At 45.7% G+C, this 23686-nt stretch carries 19 protein-coding genes; 12 read left to right on the forward strand and 7 right to left on the reverse strand.

Annotation, left to right across the window (positions count from 1 at the left end; genetic code table 11):
- The first annotated feature begins 55 nt into the window (after positions 1–55).
- Positions 56–508 (forward strand): nuclear transport factor 2 family protein, encoded by a 453-nt coding sequence (locus tag ACHZA1_RS06755; protein WP_320054471.1) that lies wholly within the window; start codon positions 56–58, stop codon positions 506–508.
- Between the two features lie 450 nt (positions 509–958).
- On the opposite strand, the gene ACHZA1_RS06760 is transcribed toward ACHZA1_RS06755, so the two are convergent.
- The 4 genes from ACHZA1_RS06760 to ACHZA1_RS06775 all read right to left on the reverse strand — a co-directional run bounded on the left by ACHZA1_RS06760 (position 959) and on the right by ACHZA1_RS06775 (position 6614).
- Positions 959–3598, reverse strand: coding sequence for a DUF5686 and carboxypeptidase regulatory-like domain-containing protein (locus ACHZA1_RS06760; RefSeq protein WP_320054472.1), 2640 nt, complete (start codon positions 3596–3598; stop codon positions 959–961).
- 198 nt (positions 3599–3796) lie between these two features.
- Positions 3797–4084 carry a hypothetical protein gene (locus ACHZA1_RS06765; RefSeq protein ID WP_320054473.1) on the reverse strand — a complete coding sequence of 96 codons (288 nt, stop codon included), beginning with the start codon at positions 4082–4084 and terminating at the stop codon, positions 3797–3799.
- A gap of 141 nt (positions 4085–4225) precedes the next feature.
- Positions 4226–5416: a glycine C-acetyltransferase gene (gene kbl / locus ACHZA1_RS06770; protein ID WP_320054474.1), complete on the reverse strand. Its 1191-nt coding sequence runs from the start codon at positions 5414–5416 to the stop codon at positions 4226–4228.
- 283 nt (positions 5417–5699) lie between these two features.
- Positions 5700–6614 carry a CPBP family intramembrane glutamic endopeptidase gene (locus ACHZA1_RS06775; protein ID WP_320054475.1) on the reverse strand — a complete coding sequence of 305 codons (915 nt, stop codon included), beginning with the start codon at positions 6612–6614 and terminating at the stop codon, positions 5700–5702.
- Positions 6615–6727: 113 nt separating this feature from the next.
- Between ACHZA1_RS06775 and dusB the strand changes: the two genes are divergently transcribed.
- Positions 6728–7756 carry a tRNA dihydrouridine synthase DusB gene (dusB, locus tag ACHZA1_RS06780; protein ID WP_320054476.1) on the forward strand — a complete coding sequence of 343 codons (1029 nt, stop codon included), beginning with the start codon at positions 6728–6730 and terminating at the stop codon, positions 7754–7756.
- A gap of 83 nt (positions 7757–7839) precedes the next feature.
- On the opposite strand, the gene ACHZA1_RS06785 is transcribed toward dusB, so the two are convergent.
- Both ACHZA1_RS06785 and ACHZA1_RS06790 read right to left on the reverse strand, forming a co-directional pair.
- A complete protein-coding gene (locus ACHZA1_RS06785) occupies positions 7840–8232 on the reverse strand; it encodes a hypothetical protein (protein WP_320054477.1) in 393 nt (130 codons plus the stop codon).
- 228 nt (positions 8233–8460) lie between these two features.
- The gene (locus ACHZA1_RS06790; protein ID WP_320054478.1) at positions 8461–9258 is read right to left on the reverse strand and encodes an alpha/beta hydrolase; all 798 of its coding nucleotides are present in this window, start codon (positions 9256–9258) and stop codon (positions 8461–8463) included.
- A gap of 247 nt (positions 9259–9505) precedes the next feature.
- Here ACHZA1_RS06790 and ACHZA1_RS06795 point away from each other — a divergent pair, with 247 nt between their 5' ends.
- The 10 genes from ACHZA1_RS06795 (at position 9506) to ACHZA1_RS06840 (ending at position 21353) form a co-directional block, all read left to right on the forward strand.
- On the forward strand, positions 9506–10192 hold the full coding sequence (locus tag ACHZA1_RS06795) for a succinate dehydrogenase cytochrome b subunit (RefSeq protein ID WP_320054479.1): 687 nt from the start codon (positions 9506–9508) through the stop codon (positions 10190–10192).
- 47 nt (positions 10193–10239) lie between these two features.
- A complete protein-coding gene (locus tag ACHZA1_RS06800) occupies positions 10240–12183 on the forward strand; it encodes a fumarate reductase/succinate dehydrogenase flavoprotein subunit (RefSeq protein WP_320054480.1) in 1944 nt (647 codons plus the stop codon).
- A gap of 16 nt (positions 12184–12199) precedes the next feature.
- Complete coding sequence (locus tag ACHZA1_RS06805; RefSeq protein WP_320054481.1) at positions 12200–12955, forward strand: succinate dehydrogenase/fumarate reductase iron-sulfur subunit; 756 nt, start codon at positions 12200–12202, stop codon at positions 12953–12955.
- A gap of 175 nt (positions 12956–13130) precedes the next feature.
- Entirely contained in the window at positions 13131–13652 is a 522-nt protein-coding gene (locus ACHZA1_RS06810; protein WP_320054482.1) for a hypothetical protein, read from the forward strand.
- Positions 13649–14404 (forward strand): CPBP family intramembrane glutamic endopeptidase, encoded by a 756-nt coding sequence (locus ACHZA1_RS06815; protein WP_320054483.1) that lies wholly within the window; start codon positions 13649–13651, stop codon positions 14402–14404. Before ACHZA1_RS06810 ends, ACHZA1_RS06815 begins: the two co-directional genes overlap by 4 nt.
- A gap of 118 nt (positions 14405–14522) precedes the next feature.
- The gene (locus tag ACHZA1_RS06820; protein WP_320054484.1) at positions 14523–15224 is read left to right on the forward strand and encodes a hypothetical protein; all 702 of its coding nucleotides are present in this window, start codon (positions 14523–14525) and stop codon (positions 15222–15224) included.
- Between the two features lie 48 nt (positions 15225–15272).
- The gene (locus tag ACHZA1_RS06825) at positions 15273–16721 is read left to right on the forward strand and encodes a carboxypeptidase-like regulatory domain-containing protein (RefSeq protein ID WP_320054485.1); all 1449 of its coding nucleotides are present in this window, start codon (positions 15273–15275) and stop codon (positions 16719–16721) included.
- Between the two features lie 314 nt (positions 16722–17035).
- Complete coding sequence (locus tag ACHZA1_RS06830) at positions 17036–17968, forward strand: alpha/beta fold hydrolase (protein ID WP_320054486.1); 933 nt, start codon at positions 17036–17038, stop codon at positions 17966–17968.
- 140 nt (positions 17969–18108) lie between these two features.
- Positions 18109–20400 (forward strand): carboxypeptidase-like regulatory domain-containing protein, encoded by a 2292-nt coding sequence (locus ACHZA1_RS06835; RefSeq protein ID WP_320054487.1) that lies wholly within the window; start codon positions 18109–18111, stop codon positions 20398–20400.
- A 77-nt stretch (positions 20401–20477) separates the two neighbouring features.
- Entirely contained in the window at positions 20478–21353 is an 876-nt protein-coding gene (locus ACHZA1_RS06840; RefSeq protein ID WP_320054488.1) for a hypothetical protein, read from the forward strand.
- Between the two features lie 100 nt (positions 21354–21453).
- Here the strand turns inward: ACHZA1_RS06840 and ACHZA1_RS06845 are convergent, their stop codons facing one another.
- Positions 21454–22176, reverse strand: coding sequence for a hypothetical protein (locus ACHZA1_RS06845; protein ID WP_320054489.1), 723 nt, complete (start codon positions 22174–22176; stop codon positions 21454–21456).
- Positions 22177–23686: the final 1510 nt, after the last annotated feature.

Below are 23686 nucleotides of genomic sequence, written 5' to 3' on the forward strand. Positions count from 1 at the left end.
CAACGCTTGCAACTAGGCGACTGCACCAGCCTAGTTAAAGTAAAAATCTACTTCGATGAAAAAGATCACACTACTAACCCTACTTGTTATGACAGCAACAGCATCATTCTCGCAATCGGCCAATGCCGAGATCTCCGCTACAATTGTAGCCTTAGAAAAAGCCGCCCTCGAAAAATGGAATCAGGGCGATCCATCAGGATACATCAACCTATCCGCCCCCGACGTGGTGTACTTCGACCCATTTATTCCGCAAAGGCTCGATGGCATCGAAGCCCTAAAGGAGCTGTACAAACCACTAACTGGACAAATACACGTTTCGCGCTACGAAATGGTTAATCCCAAGGTACAAGCCACAAGCAGCATGGCTGTGCTAACATTCAACCTTGTAAGCTTCGGCGGAGAAACACCTCAGCGCTGGAACTGCACCGAAGTGTACCGCCTCGAAAAGGATAACCAGTGGAAGATTGTGCAAACCCACTGGTCCTTTACAACGCCTTCTCTCAAGTAGGATGACGGCCAAATCCACCATCGAGCTTAGCCAGCGTTAGCTCTACCATGCAGAAATTTGTAGTTGTTCGATTAAATGAAGCCATTATGGCACCATTTGCTGACTTTTCGCCCACCGTCATGCCATGGTTCGCTATTTGCTAATAAAAGAATCGAGCAGTCCAGCTATATCTTATAACCGAACGCGACTCAAGGTAATTATTCACTTAATTAAATTGGAGGTCCTAAACATGGGAGCAGCAGGAAACAAGAAGCCCAAGAAAGATAAATCGGGCAAACACGCTAAGCACGTTCCAGCTTATCAGCAAGATTCAGCAAAACAACCTTCTGAAAGCATGAAGGGGAGTAAGTAGTATTCCCCAGCAAATGGAAACAAAAAGAGGCTGCCCTTTCGGACAACCTCTTTTGTCGTTTATTCCTATTCGATATTCTTTTCCTGGCAAAGCCAGCGTTAGTCCCTATTAATCGAGATGCTTATTCCCCACGAGCGGTACTTGCCATCCTCGAATCCAACAATTGCCTTAACCTCCATCAGCACCCAAATCTTATCGATACCGTAGCCAACCTCCACGTAGTTGCGCAGCGCCTTGCTGTTGTAGTAGCTTAGGTAAAGGTTCTCGGTAAATACCGTTCCCTTTAGGAAGGGCAGCTGCTTAAGCAGAATATTATCGGCCTCGTACAGCGAGTGCGCCTCTACATAGCCACCCGGTGTTGCAAATCGGTAAAACGGAATCAGGTGAAACGACTGCTTCGTTGGCTGAAACGTAACAGGCGTATAGTCTACATTTGGCATGTGGAAGTCGGGCAGCTGCAGCGATTTCGCATCAAAGAATGTTCCCCCTTCTATGCTGTAGTAGAACTCCGAGAGGAAGCCCAAGTCGTAGCGCTTCCACGTCTTCATCGATAGCAGCTGGTACTGGCTGGCGCTCTCGTTGAGCACCCCTCGGCGGTAGAGCACCTCGAAGGTTGGATAGTCCGACTTTACGTACTTCTTCTTGCTCCCATCCATCCGGTAGTACTGCTCGGGCGTATAGGTAAGCGAGGCCTGAAATGCCGCCTGCGTATGCGTTGCAAAAGGATGGGTATTCAGATACTCGTTTACCGGGATATTCGGATCGTACTCCTTGCTCTTCTCCAGGAACGAGAAGTTGGTGATGTTGTCTAGCGTTTTGCGGTGGTAGTACGAGAAGCCAACCGAAGCCGTAAGGCCATTGGCAATCTCCAGCGATGTTGTTGCTGCCCCTCCGGCAACGTCCATCTCGCGGGTATAGCTATCCTTAAAGAAGAGCGAGGTTGCGCTGTTTACCAGCGGCTGTACAGGCTGCTCGGTGTTTAGGTCTTGCGTTCCGTAAACCCCGCTAATCCTAATCGACCCCATGTGGCTTGGCCAGTAGTCGTAGTATACCGAGCCTGTCCCCATTAGCCTTCCCCTATTTATCGAGTATTTTGGATAGAGGTAAACGTTAAGCTCGCGCTTATCCTCAAAGGTCTTAAACATAACCAGCCGAGTTCCTACGGTAAAGCCATCAATGGGGTTGAAGTAGGTAAAGTTGGGGTTAAGGAAACCTTTGGTCTTGAACTCCAACCCGTTCTTGTTGTAGAGGTATCCGCCGCCAACGAGGTTACCCCACGACACGGTTTCGCTTCCGCGCGAGAGGCTCTGGAAGGCCGATATTCTATCCTTTATGGTTTTTACGCTATCCGTCTTGGCAAAGGCCACCTTCTCCTCCTCGTCCAAAGGAATGGGGCGCTGGCCGCTCCAGTACGAGCTATCCTTCTGGTTGTAGTCCTCTGTGAACTCCACCTTATCCATACCCTGCAGCTCAAGGCTCTTCATCTTTAGGGAGTCGGAGCGCTTCGACTCCTCCTCCTTCTTCACCAGCCTTGCCAGCTTGCTCATCTCGGAGTTCGAAAGCGCCGTTTTATCCATCAGCTTAGCGATTTTCTCTGCACGCTTAGCCTCCTTTTCAGCCTTTTTCTTAATCGCGGCTAGGCTTGGCTGCTTTACCACGGGTGTTTTGGCCGCCTGCGCCTGCGAAGGGGCCACCTTGCGGCCACGCCCAATAAGCATCACCCTCGAATACTTTAGCGAGCCGCTACTCTTAACCCATCCCGAGCTGCCCAACAGTCCCCCATCGGCAAACAGCTGGTAGCTCGAAGGAAGCACGGCGCTATCGTCAATCAGGTCGAAGGCCACCTTAAAGTTGGCCTTACCGAAGCTCATCTCGAAGTTCAGGTCGGCATTCTTTACGGCGTAGGTATTATCGGCAATGTACAGGTAGCCCGAGAAGAACTTGCCCGAAGGCCGCTTGGGCATCACCTGAATCTTGTAAACGGGCACATTATTCTCCAGACTCGACCCGATAAGCCTAAACTGGTAGTAGGTAAAGGCGTTCAGCCCTAGCGGCGAGGGGATATCGCTAAACGAGTTATCGTAGATGCTGGTGCTTAGGAATTCCAGCCCCGGGAAGTTGTCCTTCGAGTCGGCACCAGGCAGCGTGGTGCGGAACGAGATCACCTTTTGGCTGTACGTCTCGGGAGCGCTAAAGGTAATTCGGCTCAGCATCTCGCCAAAGTAGGTTTTCCCCTCCTTTGGCACCGCAATGCTCTTGGGGGTCATGTACCGAAGAATCCGCGAGAACTTACGCGCGTTGAAGCTCAGTTTGAGGTACACGTCGGAGGTGTACGAGCCAACCGACCGCTTGTACTGCTGCCCCAGGGCAATGGCCTTACGCATGATCCACACGCTGGGGTTATCCTTGCTCGACACGGTAAACTCCGAGAGGTTGTACACCGCCTCATCGAGCTGGATGTTTACCGCCGTATTCCCGTCGTTAACCGTTATGGTTTGCGTAACGGGCTTGTACCCGATGGCCTGAAACTTCACGGTGTAGGTTCCCGGATCGAGGAATATCTGAAACTTCCCCTTATCGTTTGCCGCAAGCCCCTTGCTCGCCTCGCGAACGTAGATGTTCGCAAACGGAATGGGGTTGCCACCCTTGTCCAAAACCCTTCCCGATATCGTTTGTGCATTTGCCGAAATTGCCGCAATGATTAGCAATAACCCAATGAGTTGCCCGCGTAGCTGCATAGTTGATTCCGTTTTAGCACGATCGGTTGATCCAATCGCACAATTCCACAATAAGTCCTCGCAAAGATAGCAATAGAATTGTTGATATTGGGCGACCTCAAGAACGATGCGGCAGTCTTCCCTCTCGGCCTCCGAGCATTGCCGCACCCCTCATAGCATAAAAGGCAGGATCGTCCCGTAAGGTTGCTCCTGCCTTCTTTATGCCGATAGCCGTCCCCCAGCTTTTGCCTTCGTCCCTGTAGCTTTTCGCTTCGTGTCCGATGCTTTTGGTCTCGTGTCTGTAGCTTTTGCCTTCGTGCCTGATACTTTTGACTTCGTGTCTGTAGCTTTTAGCACCCCATCTGTCACTTCTTGTATCCTGCCTGTAGCTTTTGGCTTCCGGTCTGTCACTTCTCGCCTCCCGTCTGTAGCTTTTAGCTTCCCGTCTGTCACTTCTTGCCTCCTGCCTGTAGCTTTTAGCTTCCCGTCTGTCACTTTTAGCTTCATAATTACTTACTAGAGCTAAACCAACATCGATTACGAAGCGCGTTGCCTTGGGAATTGCAGCCGTCCTCGTAAAAGCGCTCCCCCTAAAAGCAGAACGGGCCACCCGCATGGGCGACCCTCCTCGTATCGTATTCGATGAGCTTACTTCAAAACGCCCATCTCCTTGCCGACCTTGGTAAACGCAGCGATACACTTGTCGAGATGCTCGATTTCGTGGCCTGCCGAAACCTGAACGCGGATGCGAGCCTGCCCCTTTGGCACTACAGGATAGTAGAATCCGGTAACGTAGATGCCCTCTTCGAGAAGCTTAGCCGCAAAATCCTGCGACAGCTTAGCATCGTAAAGCATCACGGCGCAGATGGCCGACTGCGTTGGCTTAATGTCGAATCCGGCAGCAATCATCTTGGTGCGGAAGTGCTCCACATTACGAACCAGCTTATCGTGCAGCTCATCCGACTCCCCTAGCATTTGGAATACCTCGAGGCTAGCGCCAACCACTGCTGGTGGGATAGAGTTCGAGAAGAGGTATGGGCGAGAACGCTGGCGGAGTAAGTCGATGATCTCCTTTCTTCCGGTGGTAAATCCACCAATAGCACCACCAAATGCCTTACCTAGCGTACCGGTAAGGATATCCACCTTGCCGCGAACGTTAAACTGTTCGGTAACCCCACGCCCGGTTTTACCAACAACGCCGGCAGAGTGGCACTCGTCAACCATAACCAAAGCATCGTACTTTTCGGCGAGCGCGCAAATCTTATCCATTGGGGCAACATTACCATCCATCGAGAACACGCCGTCGGTAACGATAATACGGAAGCGCTGCGCCTGAGCCAGCTTAAGCTGATTCTCCAAGTCTTCCATATCGGCATTGGCGTAGCGATACCTTACCGCCTTACATAGGCGTACGCCATCAATAATCGATGCGTGGTTTAGCGAGTCCGAAATGATGGCATCCTCTTCGCCCAACAGCGGCTCAAAAACACCCCCGTTAGCATCGAAGCAGGCTGCATAAAGAATGGTATCCTCAGTCCCGAAGTAGTCGGCAATCGCATGCTCAAGCTCCTTGTGGATATCCTGAGTTCCGCAGATAAAGCGAACCGACGACATCCCGTATCCGCGCTTTTCCATGGCCTTCTTGGCGGCCTTAATAACGCGCAGGTTGTCCGAAAGACCTAGGTAGTTGTTGGCGCAGAAGTTTAGAACTTCCTTTCCGCCATTTACAGTGATATCAGCCTTTTGATGGCTTGTTATAATGCGTTCCTTCTTGTACAACCCTGCCTCTTCGATGGCAGCAAGCTCCTGTTGAAGGTGTTGTTGAATTTTACCGTACATAGCTATTAATATTTAGGATGTTTGTGCTATTAGCTCCACCAAAAATAGAAATTATATACTTACAAGATGTTATTATTAGCAGCAAAATTTATTACAAATCTCCGCCAAAGAAAGGCTTTGTCGCATAATTCATAACAGACAAATATTCGCATTGCCCGAATGCAACAACAGCCACACCTACAAGCCATCCTCACCTCAAAAGCGACAATAAAAACCAGATGGAGCAAGGACGAAACCCATGCCACTAGGCAAAATGGGCTACTCCATACCTCCTATGGGATTCCTACTGATCCAATCTAGGCAGCGGCTTCACATTCATATGCCTCACATAAATTGTAAAGAGCAGAAGAACCACCAGCACAACCGAAAGAATCACGTTGAAGGTGCTAATATCGAAATCGCCTCCACCACCTTCCGCCATAGGGAACTTCCCCATACGGTTAAGGATAAAGGCCGTCACCACGTACTGGGCGTTATTGATAAAGTGGGCAAATGCCGAAATCCAGATAGTGCCCGTCCAGTAGAAAAGGTAGCCAAGCATAGCGCCAAGCAGGAAGCGAGGCAGAAACATAACAGCATCGAAGTGGAATGCCGAAAAGATAACCGCGGCAAGGAATATGCAGAGGTGAGGATCACGAAACCACTTCATAAAGATGCGCTGCAGGAATCCTCGGAAGAAGAACTCCTCGCAAAACGCAGGAATAACACACACGATTAGCAGGTTCAGCGAAAGATCGACGTAGGATTTCCCCGAAAGCAGCAGGTTGGTGAGATTTTCGCTTTGAGCATTCTCCTCAATGTACCTTTGCGGCCAGGGCAATAGCTGGCTGTACCTTGAGGCAAGCACCATTATTGTGGTCGAGAATAGGATCAGGAATGCAGCATCGAAGAAATCGCGCCAGTACACCTTCGAGGTTATCATTAAGGTAATGCCCTTGCGGCGGTAGAGTATTCCCAGCATTGCAATTGCCGGAATAAGGAAAACCCCAATAGTTTGCACCCCCTGCGCCAACTTCATCCTAAGCAGAATTTGCTCCGACTGAGGAGCTAACCTTGCCCCTTGCTTTAGCAGCTCACGAATCGAGGCTTCCGAATTCGGGAAAATCGCTTCGCTAACCATCAGCGTTGCAAGTATGGCAAGAGCAACAACCGAGATGCTCAGGAAAAACTTTACTATAATACTTTTAGGAGGCTTCATCCAGATATTAAATACAGGGTTATATAATAATGCTTACAGGTGCAAATCTACAAAAATGCACCCAACTCAAACTCTGATAATTCTTTCTATTTTTGTAGCCCAAATTGCTAAACATGAAAATTGGATCAATTGAGCTGGGCGACAGGCCCCTTTTCTTAGCCCCTATGGAGGATGTAACCGATCCATCATTTCGCTTTATCTGCAAGGAGTTCGGTGCCGACATGATGTACACCGAGTTTATCTCTTCGGATGGGCTAATACGCGATGGCAGAGGTTCGGTGGAGAAGCTCAACATTTACGACTACGAGCGTCCTATTGGAATTCAGATATACGGACACATCACCGAGAGCATGGTGGAGGCGGCAAAGATAGCGGAGGCTGCAGGCCCCGAGCTCATCGACATCAACTTCGGCTGCCCTGTTCGCAAAATAGCTGGACGAGGAGCAGGTTCTGGAATGATGCGTACTCCCGACCTTATGGTAGATATGACCCGCCAGATTGTGAACTCTGTAAAACTACCCGTTACGGTTAAAACCCGTCTTGGCTACGACGATTCGATGAAAAACATTGTCGAGTTAGCCGAGCGCCTTCAGGATGTGGGCATTCAAGCGCTCACCATCCATGGACGAACACGCGCCCAAATGTATACTGGAGAAGCGGACTGGACGCTCATCGGCGAGATTAAGAACAACCCTCGAATCCACATCCCTATCATCGGAAATGGCGACGTTAACTCTCCCGAGAAAGCCAAGGAGATGTTCGACCGCTATGGCGTAGATGCCATCATGATTGGACGCGCCACCTACGGTCGTCCTTGGATATTTAAGGAGATAAAGCACTACCTGCAAACCGGAGAGTTAATGCCACCTCCCGCAGTACCCGAACGGGTGGATATTGCCAAGCGCCACTTATTGAAATCTGTAGAAATAAAAGGCGATCGGACTGGCATTCTGGAAATGCGCCGCCACTTAAGCAGCTACTTTAAGGGATTGCCCAACTTTAAGGAAACTCGCATGAAGCTGGTTACCCTTAACAACGTAGACGAACTTTTAGCTGTGCTTGATTCTATTATCGACAAGTGGGGCGACAATACCGACATCCTTAAGGAACCATACTACTCACCCCTTAATGGAAAGATTTAAAGCAGCCTACATTATTAAGTGTTTTGACACATACACACAAGAAAAGGAAGCCAATGGCTTCCTTTTCTGTTCTATTTAGTATGTTACTTTTCTTTATCGAAAGAGAGCTGAATAACGTAGTCGGACTGACTACGAACTTTGTCATATTCAGGATAAGGGTAGACCGAATTAAGTTTCAAACGCACACCGTCCAAAACAATCTCGTTGGGGAAATTTGTACTAATAGCCGTATCTACAGATCGCTTACCGGTGTAAAGTTGTATCCTGAGTTTAGCCTCTCCCTCCCACTTACGATTGGACTTGATTGGCTTACGCATATCAACCACTTCGCGAACCTTTAGAAAAATGCCATCCGAAATTATGAATTCCTTATTGGTAGTAACATTAAGCGTATTATTGTTCGAATTTTCTTCTTCGTACTCTCCACACGCTCCCAAAAACGATGCGATTACCAGTAGTAGTAATACTTTCCTCATCTTCCTAAAACTTTTGTTTTCTACAGCCAAAATCTTCTAATTCCCTTATTCCGTTAATCCCAGCTAAACAAAAAAGCGATGCTCAATTAACGAAACCCTCAAATGATTACAATTCAAGAACTAGTTTTACTAATTCCGTGCTGCGAAATTAACAAACATTTCTCAGAATTAAAATATATTACTATAAAATTTCCGAATTTTCACACTCAAATCTTCAGCGATGCAACTTTATGCATGTTTTTCGGCAAATGCCACAATGGCTTCTAGCGACTTTTTAGGTTCTTCAACAAATCCCATGTGCCCAGAATTTTCCAGAAGTAGAGTTTCGGCTTTAGGGAATTTCGCCACTAAGCCTTCAGCAACCTCACGGCTGATGTAGTAGTCCTTCATCCCAAAAACAAACAGGTGAGGAATTGATGTAGAAGCAACAAACTCGTTCATATCCTCGCGCACCTTCATACCTTCAAGGTTCGCGATAATACCGTTCTTCTCGTTCATACTATACATTTCCACACATTCTTCAATAAAGTCGGCAAAGCGCTTACGGCTATCTTGTGCAAAACCATTAGGCGCCGTAGTGCGGGCAATAAGTTCCAGTTTATCCTCTTGTATCAACTCAATTTCCTTGCTGCGTAGAGCCTTCTTCTCCTCCGAATCGGGGTTGGGGGTTGAGTGAAAAAGTACAAAGCCATTAAGCAATTCTGGATACTTTTTAGCGAAAGCGAGCGCAACATAGCCCCCCATCGAGTGGCCAACGAGCGTACACTTGCTCACATTTGTCAGCGAAAGAACATGCCGAACAGCATCAGACAAAAATTCCATGGTGTGAATATCACCATGCTCACCCGAAAGCCCATGCCCTGGAAGATCGAGGCGAACAACCCGGTTCGTTCGCTTAAGGTTTGCCGCAAAATCATCCCAAACAAGCGACGATTCAAGGTAACCATGCAGCAGCACTATAGCAGTTCCTCTTCCTTCATCGACATAAAATAGAGGCGTATCACCAAACATCACAAACTTTTCCATACGCTAAAAATTTGGGCAAATATACGCCATTAACAGGGATAGGCATACAGAATAACATCTTGTGCTATTCTAGAATCGATTTAAATTAGGGTGTTTTACTAGGCGATGTCGTTTTTTGCACCGATTTCCTTTGTTAATTGATAAACAACAGGGTAATTTTGCGTAGCTTTATTTGGAGAGTTGTCGACAACGTAACTCGCTAAGAATGTGAGAAGCTGCAAGATTTTTTAAAACAAATAATTCCGACATGAGTAACATTTTTAGTTCTTCTATTGGGAAAAAACTGGTAATGAGTCTTTCCGGTTTGTTCCTAATTGTATTTCTGTTGGTGCACCTCGGAGTAAACTCTCTTCTAATGTTTGACAACACAGGAAGGCTGTTTAACTTAGGCGCTCACTTTATGGCTGTAAATCCAATAATCAAGGTTTTCGAACCTGTTTTGGCTCTTGGATTCCTGCTACACATTGTATGGGCCTTTACCATCACCCTACGCAACATGCAGGCTCGTCCAGTAAAGTATGCCGTAAACAACCAATCAGGTAACGCAACCTTTGCTTCGCGCAATATGTTCATTCTTGGCGTTATCGTACTTGGCTTTTTGGCTATTCACCTTGCCAACTTCTTTGTAAAGATCAAGTTTACCGGATCGCCACTTTTGGCTGAGGTTGACGTTGATGGCGTAATGATGGAGAATGCCTACGGCCTTGTTGTAGAACTATTCCGCAACCCAATTTACTCTGTTATCTACGTTATTTGGGTGATTGCTCTTTGGTTCCACCTAACTCACGGTTTTTGGAGCGCATTCCAAACCGTTGGTCTTAACAACCAAATCTGGATTAAGCGTTGGAAGGCAGTAGCCTATGTTTATGCAACCATCGTTGCTGCGGGTTTCGCCATTATTCCACTGTTCTTCCTTTTAGGTCTTGATGCTTAATCGCTATCGAGCAATCGTTCTAAATAGAAAAGAAAAAAGATTACGATATGAAACAGTTTGATTCTAAAATTCCTGCTGGCCCATTAGCGGAGAAATGGAAAAATCATAAAGCAGCCATTAAGGTGGTTAGCCCCGCAAACAAAAGAAAGCTCGACATCATTGTTGTTGGTACTGGTTTAGGTGGTGCTTCTGCAGCAGCCTCACTAGCCGACCTTGGCTACAATGTAAAAACTTTCTGCATCTCTGATAGCCCACGCCGCGCACACTCAATCGCTGCTCAAGGGGGTATCAACGCTGCTAAGAACTACCAAAACGATAATGACTCTGTTTATCGTTTGTTCTACGATACCATTAAGGGTGGTGACTACCGTGCTCGTGAGGCCAACGTTTACCGTTTGGCTGAAGTGAGCGGCGCAATCATCGACCAATGCGTTGCTCAAGGTGTGCCATTCGCTCGCGATTACGGCGGACTACTTGACAACCGTTCTTTCGGTGGTGCTCAGGTTTCGCGTACCTTCTACGCTAAAGGACAAACTGGACAACAACTTCTTCTTGGTGCTTACGCAGCTCTTAACAAAGGTATTGCTCGCGGAAACATCAAATCGTACGTTCGTCACGAAATCCTCGAAATAGTTATTGTTGATGGTAAGGCTCGTGGGGTGATTACCCGCAACCTCGTAACCGGAGAGATTGAGCGTCACGGAGCACATGCAGTTGTTCTTGCAACTGGTGGCTACGGAAACGTATTCTTCCTTTCTACCAACGCTATGAACTCTAACGGTTCGGCAGCTTGGCAAGCTTACAAGAAGGGTGCAATGTTTGCTAACCCTTGCTTTACCCAAATTCACCCAACCTGTATTCCAGTACACGGCGATCAGCAATCGAAGCTAACCCTCATGTCGGAGTCGCTTCGTAACGATGGTCGTATTTGGGTTCCAAAGAAGAAGGAAGATGTAGAGAAGATCCGCAAGAAGCAACTTAAGGCTTCGCAAATTCCTGAAGAGGAGCGCGACTACTACTTGGAGCGTCGCTACCCTGCCTTCGGTAACCTTGTACCACGTGACGTTGCTTCGCGTGCTGCTAAGGAGCGTTGCGATGCTGGTTTCGGTGTTAACGAAACAGGGTTGGCTGTATTCCTCGATTTCTCTACCGCCATCAACCGTCTAGGACAAAAGACCATCGAAGCTCGCTACGGTAACCTATTCCAAATGTACGAGAAGATTACCGACGTAAACCCTTACGAAGAGCCAATGATGATCTACCCAGCAGTTCACTATACCATGGGTGGTCTTTGGTGCGACTACAACCTGATGACAAACATCCCAGGATTGTACGCTATTGGTGAGGCAAACTTCTCTGACCACGGAGCAAACCGTCTTGGTGCTTCTGCACTTATGCAAGGCTTGGCAGATGGATATTTCGTTCTTCCATACACCATTGGTGATTACCTATCGCACGAAATCACCACTCCTAAGATCAACACCAACACCCCTGAATTCGAAGAAGCAGAGAAAGCGGTTAAGGCTAAGATCGAAAAACTCTTCAGCATTAAGGGTAAGAAGACTGTTGATGAACTACACAAGGAGCTAGGCCACATCATGTGGGAACTAGTTGGTATGGCTCGTAACGAAAAGGGTCTTGAGCAAGCCATCGAGCGTATCAAGGCACTTCGCGAAGAGTTCTGGAAGAACGTTTACGTTCCAGGAACCAACAACTCGTTTAACCCAGAAATCGAAAAGGCTCTACGCGTTGCCGACTTCCTAGAAATGGGCGAGGTAATGGCTTACGATGGTTACAACCGCAACGAATCGTGTGGTGGACACTTCCGCGAAGAGTTCCAAACCGAAGAGGGCGAAGCAAAACGTAACGATGAAGAGTACACCTACGTTGCATGCTGGGAGTACAAGGGCGAAGGTCAAAAGCCTGAGCTAAATAAAGAACCACTAAACTTCGAGTTTATCAAGGTGGCTCAACGTAACTATAAAGAGTAATCGGAGGAGAACAATTATGGAAAACAAGCTAAATCTTACGCTTAAGGTATGGCGCCAAGCCGATGCTAAAAGCAATGGAGGATTTGAAACATATAAGGTAAACGACATTTCAACCGAAAGCTCGTTTTTAGAGATGTTGGATATCGTTAACAACAACCTTATTCACGAAGGTAAAGAGCCTTTCGCATTCGATCACGACTGTCGCGAAGGTATTTGCGGCATGTGCTCGCTTTATATCGATGGCCGCGCTCACGGACCAGACGATGATATCACCACCTGCCAGCTTCACATGCGTAAGTTCAAGGATGGCGATACCATTACCATCGAGCCTTGGCGTTCGGCTGCCTTCCCTGTAATTAAGGACCTTGTTGTAAACCGTCAAGCTTTCGATCAGATTCTTCAAGCTGGTGGTTTCGTTACCGTAAACACAGGAGGTATTCCTGATGGTAACGCAATTCCAATTAGCAAGGAGAAAGCAGACGAGAGTATGGATGCAGCTAGCTGTATTGGTTGCGGTGCTTGCGTTGCAACCTGCAAGAATGGCTCTGCAATGCTATTCGTATCGGCTCGCGTATCGTCGCTAGCACTTCTTCCTCAAGGAAAGGTTGAAGGCGCTCGTCGTGCAAAGGCAATGGTTGCTAAAATGGATGAGCTAGGTTTTGGTGGCTGTACCAACACTGGTGCTTGCGAAGCTGAATGTCCAAAGGGCATCTCTATTTCGCACATCGCTCGCCTAAACCGCGAATTCCTTTGCGCTAAGCTTGCTGAGTAAGCATTCGTATAACATCAAAATAGAAAAGCCTCGCATTTGCGGGGCTTTTTCTATTTTGGAGGACAATGACGCGTAAAAAAAACTACTTTTAGGGCCAAGATCCTCCCCTTGCAATGGGGTTGAAATCTTTATAGGAATAATTATCATATCAATAGATTGCTTTAAACCTTTGCGTATGAACCGCACTATCGGCAGATGCGTAATTCGCATCCAACAACTGCCATTTATCCTGTATGTGGGGTTCTTCCTGCTGTTTTCAATAGGTGCAGGTCTGCCTCATGCTCCCCAAGATTACCTTCAGGGTAATTGGACGGAATATACCAGCCACGCACCTCTGCTAGTATTCCTGCTTATTTGCATAGTAGCCCCTCTTCTATTTGCGCTAATGTTTCAACGACTTCCCTTCATTCTTTTTAAAAGCTATACTAGGCATAAGAACATCCGAACGATCACCTTTTCGGCTTTAGTATTTGCTTTAGCAACGTATACAACGCCTTGGCATATTATCAACTCGCTGCTAATGGGAATAACGTTTGCGCTATGCTACTTGGGCTACCAAAAGCATGGCTCAAAAATGGCATTTTGCGCCATTGTAATGGTATACCTCATTCGTAACCTGATGATCTTTCTCAGCATATTCTTCGACTTTAACATACAAAGCTCTTTTATTTTACCATTAATCAAGAACTTACTATGAACAGAACTATTGTACTACTCGCATTTTACATTCTTATCTCACTTGGGATAAGCATGGCTTTGGGAATGTTTGGCTTTATCTTTGAGTTTACCGGATTCCCCAAAAATCAGATTAGCGACATAACAACAACCTTGGGAATTGCCATTGCCTCTGCAATAACCATTTACTACGGCTACCGCAAGGGGTATATGCGGCGTAGCGATTTCTCGTACAACCTATCTGGAATTCAGGCAAGCTATACCTTCATCTTGTTCCTGCTCCTTTTTATCCTAATTGGCATTTTTGATGAGTATGTTTCCCTTCCCGATCTCTTTAATTGGATGAACATCGACTTTAGATCTCCTTCAACAATAATTGCTATGGTGATAGTGGCTCCAATTGCTGAGGAAATCATCTTTAGGGGAATGATAACCAAGCTGCTGCTCGAGGAATACCGCCCAATAAAGGCGATACTTATCTCAGCGCTTATTTTTGGGATTATACACTTTAACCCAGCACAAATACCGGTAGCATTTGTACTAGGGTTACTCTTTGGCTGGCTCTACTACAAAACTGGAAGCATAATTCCTGGAATAATCCTTCACTTTACTAATAATGCTGTGGTAATTTTGGGTGCAGTATACTTAGGAGAAGAGTGGAAGTTCAACAATAATACGCTCGCCCTTTCGCTGCTCGCCATATCGCTTATTGCCCTGCCATTTATCTTAAAGAGGGCGCAGCTGGCGTTTGCGAAAAAAGAGGAGTGGCTTTAAAATAGATTATCAGGGTTTAGAATCGCCATTCCTAATTCTAAACCTAGGCATTAAGCTTAGAGGCAAAATATTTTCTTGAAATAATAATCTCTTATCAACAGCAAAAATATATTCTTCAATGAAAGAATTCTTCTGCTTTCTTCTATCGCCATACGACAAGCCTATGGTAGACGGTTGGCGTAATAAAGTACGATTTACATTCATCTCGTTAGGTGTACTTATTGTGCTGCTGCTGGCTATTGCTGCTCTGCGAATGCTCTATATTCACTTTACCAACGATTACAGCAATTCGATGACAGATCTATACATTAAGGGTAATCTTAACTTTATGATTGCGAAGTATGGGACTGCTGGATTGCTAGTACTTGGCTGCCTGATAGGACCACTTCTAGAAGAAGCAGCCTTTCGGCTTTCTTTTTCCTTTAAGCGTAGGCATGTTTTAACTGGACTACCTATTCTAGCATTAATGATTTCGCTCTTCTTTGGCAAAGGGTATCTTTATATTGGTGGTGGAGCCCTAATAGCAAGCCTCATACTCCTTGCCTGCAAAAGCATTAGGCAGGAACAGCTGGATGGGGTTAAGCAGCGGTATGGCATACTCCTGCTCCATGTAATGGCACTATTTTTTGCCCTACTGCATATCGCAAATTACGGCGATTTCGACATTACCCGCCTAGGAAGCTACATCTTCTCCATTGGAAGTATCCTGACAGGAGCATATATCTTTTACTATGTAAGGATTCGTGCTGGATTCATTTATGGATTAGCCCTACACGTCACACTAAATTCGTATATGCTTATTCGATTTATAAATAATTGACTAATAATCTACCCAACAAATGTTAGGTGTCACATAAAATAAAGAGAGATGAAAGCGACCTACAATCTACGAATCCTAATCATCATAAGTTTTGTATTAGGGGCTTTTAGCGTAAACGCGCAGCAGGGTAGCATTGTTATTACCGGCAAAATTCTCGACGAGAATACAAGAAAGCCAATACCATACGCGAGCATTGGGCTAATGAGTTCCAACCTCGGAACCATTAGCAACGAAGGCGGAGGTTTCTACCTAAGCATCCCTCCCGGCTATGCCGATGGCAAGCTTTCGTTTAGCTGCGTGGGCTATAAGACATATATCGTACCAGTATCAGAAATAGGTAAGCAGCCAAAAATTAAGATTCTCCTATCTGAAAATACGATGGAAATTGGCGAAGTGGTGGTGCGAAGCTCTAGGCTTACCGCCGAAAAAATATTGAAGAAGGCAGTGCGACGATTCTATAGGAATTACTCGACCAGCAGGTTCGAGCTTACCGCTTTTTTTAGGGAGCACGCCTTTCATCCTTGGAGGGAAGATCCATACCTTAACCTAAACGATTACGAGGTACGAATACAGGACAAGGGGATGCTTACGCCTCCCGATTCGTCGGTTGACATGCAAATTATAAAGCTGCGAAGAGGTGCAAACTACCTAAACAGACAATTTGAAGTAGATAGCATGGTTACTACTTTCTTTATGAAAGTTTTTACAGGACAAACTCACTTCAATAGCCTCTATAGAACCTATACGAAGGATGTCGTTCGGTTTATAAATGGAAATGGAGTACTCTCGATCAGCCCTTTTAGCAATAATGCCTACCTTAATGGATGCTATAACCTTGATGGAGTTGTGGAGCTTGATAGCATGATGTGCTATAAGATAACATTCGACATCCAAAAAGAGAAGATTCTCACCCAGAAGAAGATGGAGACGCTTCCACAAACCAGCTACGATGATTTTAAGCGCCAATTCTCGAAAGATGCCCCTAAGGCTGCAGTCGACACGCTATATAACCGTTATAATAGGAGTAGGAATAATCCAAAAAGAAAAGGGTTAGAATCGAAAACGCTAAAGGAGGTGATATACGTGAATAAGGCAGATTTTGCCATTGTAGGATACGAAGACGAAAACAATTCTTGTGATCAATACTACTATTCGGATTATATCCGCTACCAAAAAGTGGGTGATAAGTACTTCCCCAAGGTTATCGTCTCCATCCGCCCCGAAATAGGGCGCGAACGTCACGACACAACAGAAAAATACATCATGCCGTATAGCGTAGCCACACTTATTGTTACCGACGTAAAAACAAAGAGGATAAAGTCAATACCCAAGGAGCACCGCTTCATCTCATCGGATATACTAGAAAAGGTTCAGCTACCCTACAACGCTGACGATTGGAACGATCAGGTACAAATACCTTACGATGATTCAATTTATGGGTTAATACCCGAGAGGATGGGGAAGGCAAAAGCGATAAAACAAACCAGCATGCCGTAGACAAAATCCAGTGCATGATGCTCAGCAAAGTCTTCGACTCCGTCTTTGCAAAAAATCGAAATCCTGACCGCAGCTGAAAGTAGCAAAAGACAGCAAAGCCGTAGTAAAGGATGCACCTAAGCCTGCTCCTGCTGTTTCTTCTGCTTTTAGTGCAGTCAGAGATTCCTTCATAACCTCGGCGATACTACAAATATACCGGGTTAATGAAACTTAATAGAGCGACGACCAACTAAGAATATGCGCAACCTTATATACGGGTAGTCGTTTTCTATTTCCATAACAACGAAGTGCTATTTTAGATAAAACATTGATGTATGAGAGCAACAAGAATAGCCATACTCGCTTTAGCCGTAAGCTTGCTACCAATATGCGGCTTCTCGCTAAAGCCAAACCGTAATATTGACATCCAGGGCATTGTAAAAGCACACCCCAACGTAACATTTAGGCAGATACAAACTCCTGATAGCGTAAGCATACTTACCGCAGCTATCGCTCCTACTGCTAAACCGAAGGAGGTGGGATTCTTAATCTGCTACGGAGATGCTGGGAACATTCAGGACTGGCTGGGCTATGGGCTAATGCTTGCCGACAATGGTTACCCGGTTATGATGTTCGACTACCGAGGTTTTGGAGGGAGCGACCGCTTCAGTTTTGATGCAGATATGCTTTTCTACAATCAATTTGCTGTTGATGCAAAAGCGGCTCTAATCTCGTTCAAGGACATGCATTGTTGCAGGAGCATTGGAATTCTTTCCTTTTCGATGGGGACCATTATAGCCACAGCGTTAGCCTCTGATGCCCGCAACGGCATAAGCTTTATTGCTGGAGACTCCTTCGTACTAGATCTCAACTATACTGTCGAGCGAATTCGCAAAAGCACAAAACGAAATATCAAGCTGCCTCCAGGAAGTAGCACCTACAGCGAAGATCTAAAGAATCTAGCTATTCCCATGCTGCTTTTTGCGGGCACCAACGACATCCTTTTCGACAAAAGGCAGCTCTTAGAGCTCCAAGATGGTAACAGAACCGTAATCTTCTACCAGGGAAACCATTTGGAGGCAGCCCTAACGTTGAAAGAAGGGTTTATGGATGAGATAAACAAGCTTGTAGAACGCCAGAGCAGCACCACACCCGCTAAGAACCACCTTTTACGAATGCTAATTGCTGCAATTGCATTTGTACTTTACTATACCCTAAAAAAGGTATACCGGCAGCACCGCACCAGAAAAACGAATGCGGCAGCTTAGTGTTGGCAATGCTACATTTTAATTCCAACTTCTAATTCTATATTAGGGAACAAAACGAAAGAGGTTCGGCAACACAAGTCCTCTTTCTCTATTTCAATGAAAGGATGGGTAAATATCTCCTATTGATTATAACGCTATTGTTGAATTACAGGGTATGCAACGCCGATGCTCTTCGAGGAATGGTTAAGGATCTCAATGGGAATCCGATTGTATTTGCCCAGATAAGTCTCTGCGGAAAGCAGGCTAAAACCTATAGCAACAACGATGGATTTTGGATGCTGCCAGCAGCATCGGCTGGCGACACAGTTGTCGTATCACATTTTAGATTTCAGCCAATTAAGAGAATAGTTGGAGGTTCAAGCACAATGAATATAGTACTTCAAAAGACCCCTATCCTGCTTGAACCGCTAACCATCTCGTCAACGAAAGCATACTATATTATTCGATCGGCAGTAAAAAAGATTTCATCCAACTATCTAGCAGATACCTATACGCAAGGTGGCATAGTCCGAGAAAAGCTATACCTAAACGACACGCTCCAGTATTTCTCCGATGCCGAGATGGAGCTAACCGGCAGCTATTCTCCCCAAAACAGCAACAAAATCACATCGAAAAGGGTACAAGCCTTCCAATCTTTGGAGAATAATGCCTACTCCATCGTCAACAGCTCCTCGATTGTGTTTGACATGGACGAGGTAAAGGTTCGAGATAAGATACTAAGCGACGCAAGCTTACGGTTGCATAATTTTTCGATTAAGGAAATAGAAGAGAAGAATGGGAAGCGATTCTATTCCGTAAAATTTATGCCGACTAAGAAAAAAGGCATTCGCTACCATGGTGAGATCTGTATTGAAACAAAATCGCTTGCAATAACCTATATAAAGGTAGAAGCTGAAGGATTATCGCGCGAGGGAAACGCTTTGCTAGAGGCATACTACACCGAAAGCAACGGAAAATACTGGTTAAAATCGTGCCTTGTAAAGAAAAGCGAGAGCCGAATCTCGACTAAGGGGAAACAGCAGTACCGTGGTGAGGTGCTTGCCGTAATGGACGAGCCAACTTCTACGCCTACACCCAAAGAGCGAGATGAAAGAAAGGGAACCGATGACGAAGATGCGAGGTGGAATAGCGTAGGACGCAAAAGCAGCAATCATAGCAAGGCACTTGCAATAGATAGCACCCTACAGAACGAGCTACAACGGCTACAGCGGGTTGTTGATACAGCAGCATATGCCAAAATGGAAAGAAAAGGTAAGCCCGAAAAGGAGAAGCTCTATGAGCCAAGCCTAACGCTGCTGTTTTCGAGCAAGCCGTTCCAAAACTTGCTTGCTTTTAATTGCACCTACAGCTCTCTTAACCGCCTTGCCATGTACGAATTCGGTAATATGTCGAACAACGAGGCGTTAAATACTGGATCTCAAATCCTATTCGACATGTATCTCTCTATTCCGTTTCAAGGAGCCGAGGCCGAACGAAGACTGCTTCGCAAGAATGGAGTAAAAGCCCTTTACAACCCGACCCCATTTAACAGATACCTATCATCGTATTGCTATAAGGTTTCCGCGAAGGATTTAAGCGAGCTTAAGGCTGCCAGCTTACCCGATTATACAAGACTGCACACCATCAGAGAAGAATGTAGCTACGCCACTGCTAGAGATATAGAGGAAGAGCTGTTCACCCATAACATAGAGAATAATGGACAACGTAACGACTTTGTAAAATACTACTACCCCGACCTATTTATACGGCGTCTTTTGCTCATAACGCCAATGTTCACCTCTGGCTTCTCCACCTCTATCCCTTCAAAGATGGGAGAATTAGACCAGCCCATATTTGCAAATAGAATGGCAAGCTACGTACACACGTTGCTCAACCCAAACGAACCAATAAATCGCAATATCTCTATTGAAGATTTGACCTCAAGGGAAAAAGATCATCTAAGAACAATGCGATTGCTCAGCTTGCAGAATTTGATATCGCCATTGGCAATTTCAATTCCACCCTTTAAGCTTGGCAGCAGCATTCAGTATTCCTTTAGCCTTGGATACCGACCTTCGATGCTGGGAGATTGCTTCTCGCAAAATCTATGGTTTAAGACAAAGCAATCGGAGTACCGCATAACCTTCACCGAGTATAAGTCGAACACGTCGATAAGCTATGGGGTAGGCTTCAAAATTATTGAATCCGATTTTTTCACCAATGCCAAGCTATCCACCGAGGTAAACTACTGGAAGCAGCCGACAAACCTCAGCTACTACCCCGACAGCTATACCGAAGGCTTCTCTGTATCGCAAATGGCAAAGTACAAGCTTGGTAGCCTAGCTTTAGTGCTAGGCTACACGTTTAAAACGAAGGGATACCTGGAGCTATCAGATAACTTGGGCACAAGCTTCTCGTCATTTTACGGAATAAGCTACATCTTTAGTCGCTAAAAAGGGAATCGGTATACCATATACCATTCCTCTTTTTATATTTTCAGCAGCATATCAACAATCAAGACAGCGTAAGCATGAGTAAAGCATATGTAACCGTTCTTATTACAGCAATCCTTGCTGCATGCAGCAGCGCAGTAAACGCCCAACCAGTAAAATGCAGGGCTTGCGACTGTAAAACAGTAAAAGGAGTACCATACGCATCCATTGCATCAAAAGATGGGCGCAGAGGATGCAGCGCCGACAGCGCAGGATTCTTTTTTGCAAGCCTAACCGATACGGTGCGGATTACTTCTATTGGATACAAATCCAAGAATACTGCAATTTCAACCATATCACCTAATGCCAATGGCTTGAGGGTGGTTTGCCTCGATGAGGAATTGGCTCAAACGGATGAGGTGGTAATTAATGGAAGAAAATCGGGCAAGCGCGACCTCATTAAGCTTGCGTCCTACTCTAAGAAAAGGGAGAAAGGCGTTTTACATGGCCAGCCAGGCTGCCAGCTGGCCGTAAGAATGGTTAATACGCAAAATAGGGCAGGCTTAATTGAAGAAATAAGCTTCAAATTTGAAATGGAAAATAAAAAGCAGCTGGCGAATCTTCGCTTGCGCGTTTACAATGTCAATATGCGCGACAAAAACCTTCCTGGAAATGATCTCCTGCTCGATAACGTGATCCTAACGCCGAAAAATGGATGGGTCTCTGTTAATGTGAGCAAGTATAGCATTCCATTCCCGAAGAATGGGGCATATATTGGGCTAGAATGGATTGAATCGAACATCATAAGCCCAATAGGCCAACGCGTAGAGCCTGGAATATGCTATGCCTTTGATAAAAGCTGCGCCAGCTCCGTAGAATGCTTCAGGCAGCATGGTTGGAAACCCGATTTTTTTGCCGAAGATATCGGGCAGGGATGTATGATGCTTAAAATGAAGGTCTCCTTTAATCGATAGCTTCACAAAAAGCACCCCCAACACCAAGCGCTCTCGGTATTGGGGGTTAATTCATGGCTAATTTCTATCCTAATTGAGAAAAAAAGTCAAAAAAAAGAGCCTACTCCTCTACACTATCCAAAGGCTTTTCCTTCTTAGGATCTTCGGCCTCCTTTTTTGCCGCAGGGACATCGTAAAGATTGTACTGCTGCTGCTTGGCGTAGCTGTTACGGAAGGCAATCTTTGCGGTTTCGCTTAGCTTGCGCGTAAACGCCCAAATGGCATTATACCGAAGTATCCGGCTCTCGGTCTCGGCAGGTTGGCTGCTCTTGGCCAGCGATTGCTGTACGTGCGCATCGGTTAGCCTCTTCTTCAAAGAGGTTAAGGTCTCCTTAAAGTCAGCCGCGAAACGCAGCTTTAGTCTTGCGTTAATTTCAGGCTTCTCGTAGGTACAGATAACCAAGCTGAGCAGGCTTATCATCTTTTCAGCATTCTTCTTTGCCTTTTCGGCGCCGCGCTTCCCAAAATCGAGGATGATGGAAGGGTTTTCAACAAACTCCTGCTCGACATGAAAGTAGAGCAGCTGAATCGTATCCTTGCATTCCTCCATTAGGGTAGCCACCTGTTGCGTTGCAATCGAAATGCTACTCCTTGTTTGCAAGCTCGAGAAGTCTTCTAACCCACTATTCACGTCAGCATCCCACTTGTCAACCATTGCGATGGTTAAAGTTGGATCAACCTTCTTGAGCTCCGCAAAGTCTTCGCGGGCATGAGTCACCAGCGTTTTGCAGCTCGTTAGCATGTCGTTATCCGGCATGGCATAAGTCCTTTTCGTTTCTTTCATGAGAAGAACATTAATTTGCTTATGAGCGGTTTGTTCAGGATATCTGCCAATCCTGATTGGCGGCTGATTTACGGTATTTGGCTGTTTGATCTGTTAACCCTTCTTCAGCTAACGTAAATTTACAAAATCCAATTTTCACCGCGCAAGTGGCATTTTTATGTTATTGAGCATGTTTTAAGGGCAAAAAGAGTCAAATTGAGCTTAAAATCCCGTTTCCGATCTTTAGAAGAGGCTCGCACCTCTTTAAAATAGGCTTCCCTGCCTTTCGACAATGGTTGGTAGGCATTCGAATAGCTTTGCTTAAAGCTAGTGGCAGTCCAGCAGTCTTTCGCAAATGGCTGCACCATGCTAGCTTAACGTTGGGTGCATTTAGCTAATGATGGAAGCCGCTTAGAATATAGTTTCGTTAGCTTAGCTGCACGTTTCCAGAAAGGATTTGGGTTTCTAAATACCGGCAACGTATTACAGAAGGGGCATGGGCTGATATAAAGGAAAACTTTTTCTCTTTGATGTAGGCATTGAGGTATTTAATAGATTGGCAAGTAGAAGTAAGCTTATGCAAAGCAATGTTGCTTCTGCCTTTTTCAACTCACCCCCTTTCTCCCCCTCTCTTTATCAGCCAGCAGGCTTTCACTAAACCTGAAGTCTTCAGATATGGCTGATAAAAAGAGGGGGAAGTACGCTTATGTAGGTTTTTCGTTTATTCTATAACTTTTTATCCTTTCTACAACCTCTCTTCGAAGCACCTTCCCCTCTTTAATACAGGCCCAACTCTGTCCTACAGATGAACAAGTAGAACTAATCTTCCACAAAGCAATATTGTTCAAGCCTGTCTTAGAGAGGGGAATGAGGGGTGAGTCATAAAGGAAAACCTTCCCCTCCTTGAGACAAACTTCCCTTTGTACAATAGACCAATTCGTAGAAGTAAACTTTCGCAAAACAATATTGCACCAGCCTTTTTCAACTCACCCCCTTTCTCCCCCTCTCTTTATCAGCATTTGGACTTTTCCTAAACCTTCAGCAATCTGCTATGGCTGATAAAAAGAGGGGGAAGTGCGCTTATGTGATGTTCTCACTATAATAATTTAGTTACTATAACCCCTACAGCCATTCTTCGAAGCACCTTCCCCTCTTTGAGACAGGCTCAACGCTATCCAATAGATCAACAAGTAGAATTAAGTTTCCACAAAACAATATTGCACCAGCCTGTCTTAGAGAGGGGAATGAGGGATGAGTCGTAAAAGAAGCGGTTGTCAGTATAACATTTCAGAAAACAAACTACCAGAATACCTACAACCATTCCACGAAGCACCTTCCCCTCTTTGAGACAGGCTCCACGCTATCCAATAGATCAACAAGTAGAACTAAGTTTCCACAAAGTAACCTCGCACCTGCCTGTCTTAGAGAGGGGAATGAGGGGTGAGTCGTAAAAGAAAATCTTCCCATCTTTGAGACAAACTTCCCTTTGTACAATAGACCAATTCGTAGAAGTAAACTTCCACAAAGCAGC

The sequence above is a fragment of the uncultured Acetobacteroides sp. genome, assembly GCF_963667355.2.
Taxonomy (GTDB): Bacteria; Bacteroidota; Bacteroidia; order Bacteroidales; family ZOR0009; genus Acetobacteroides.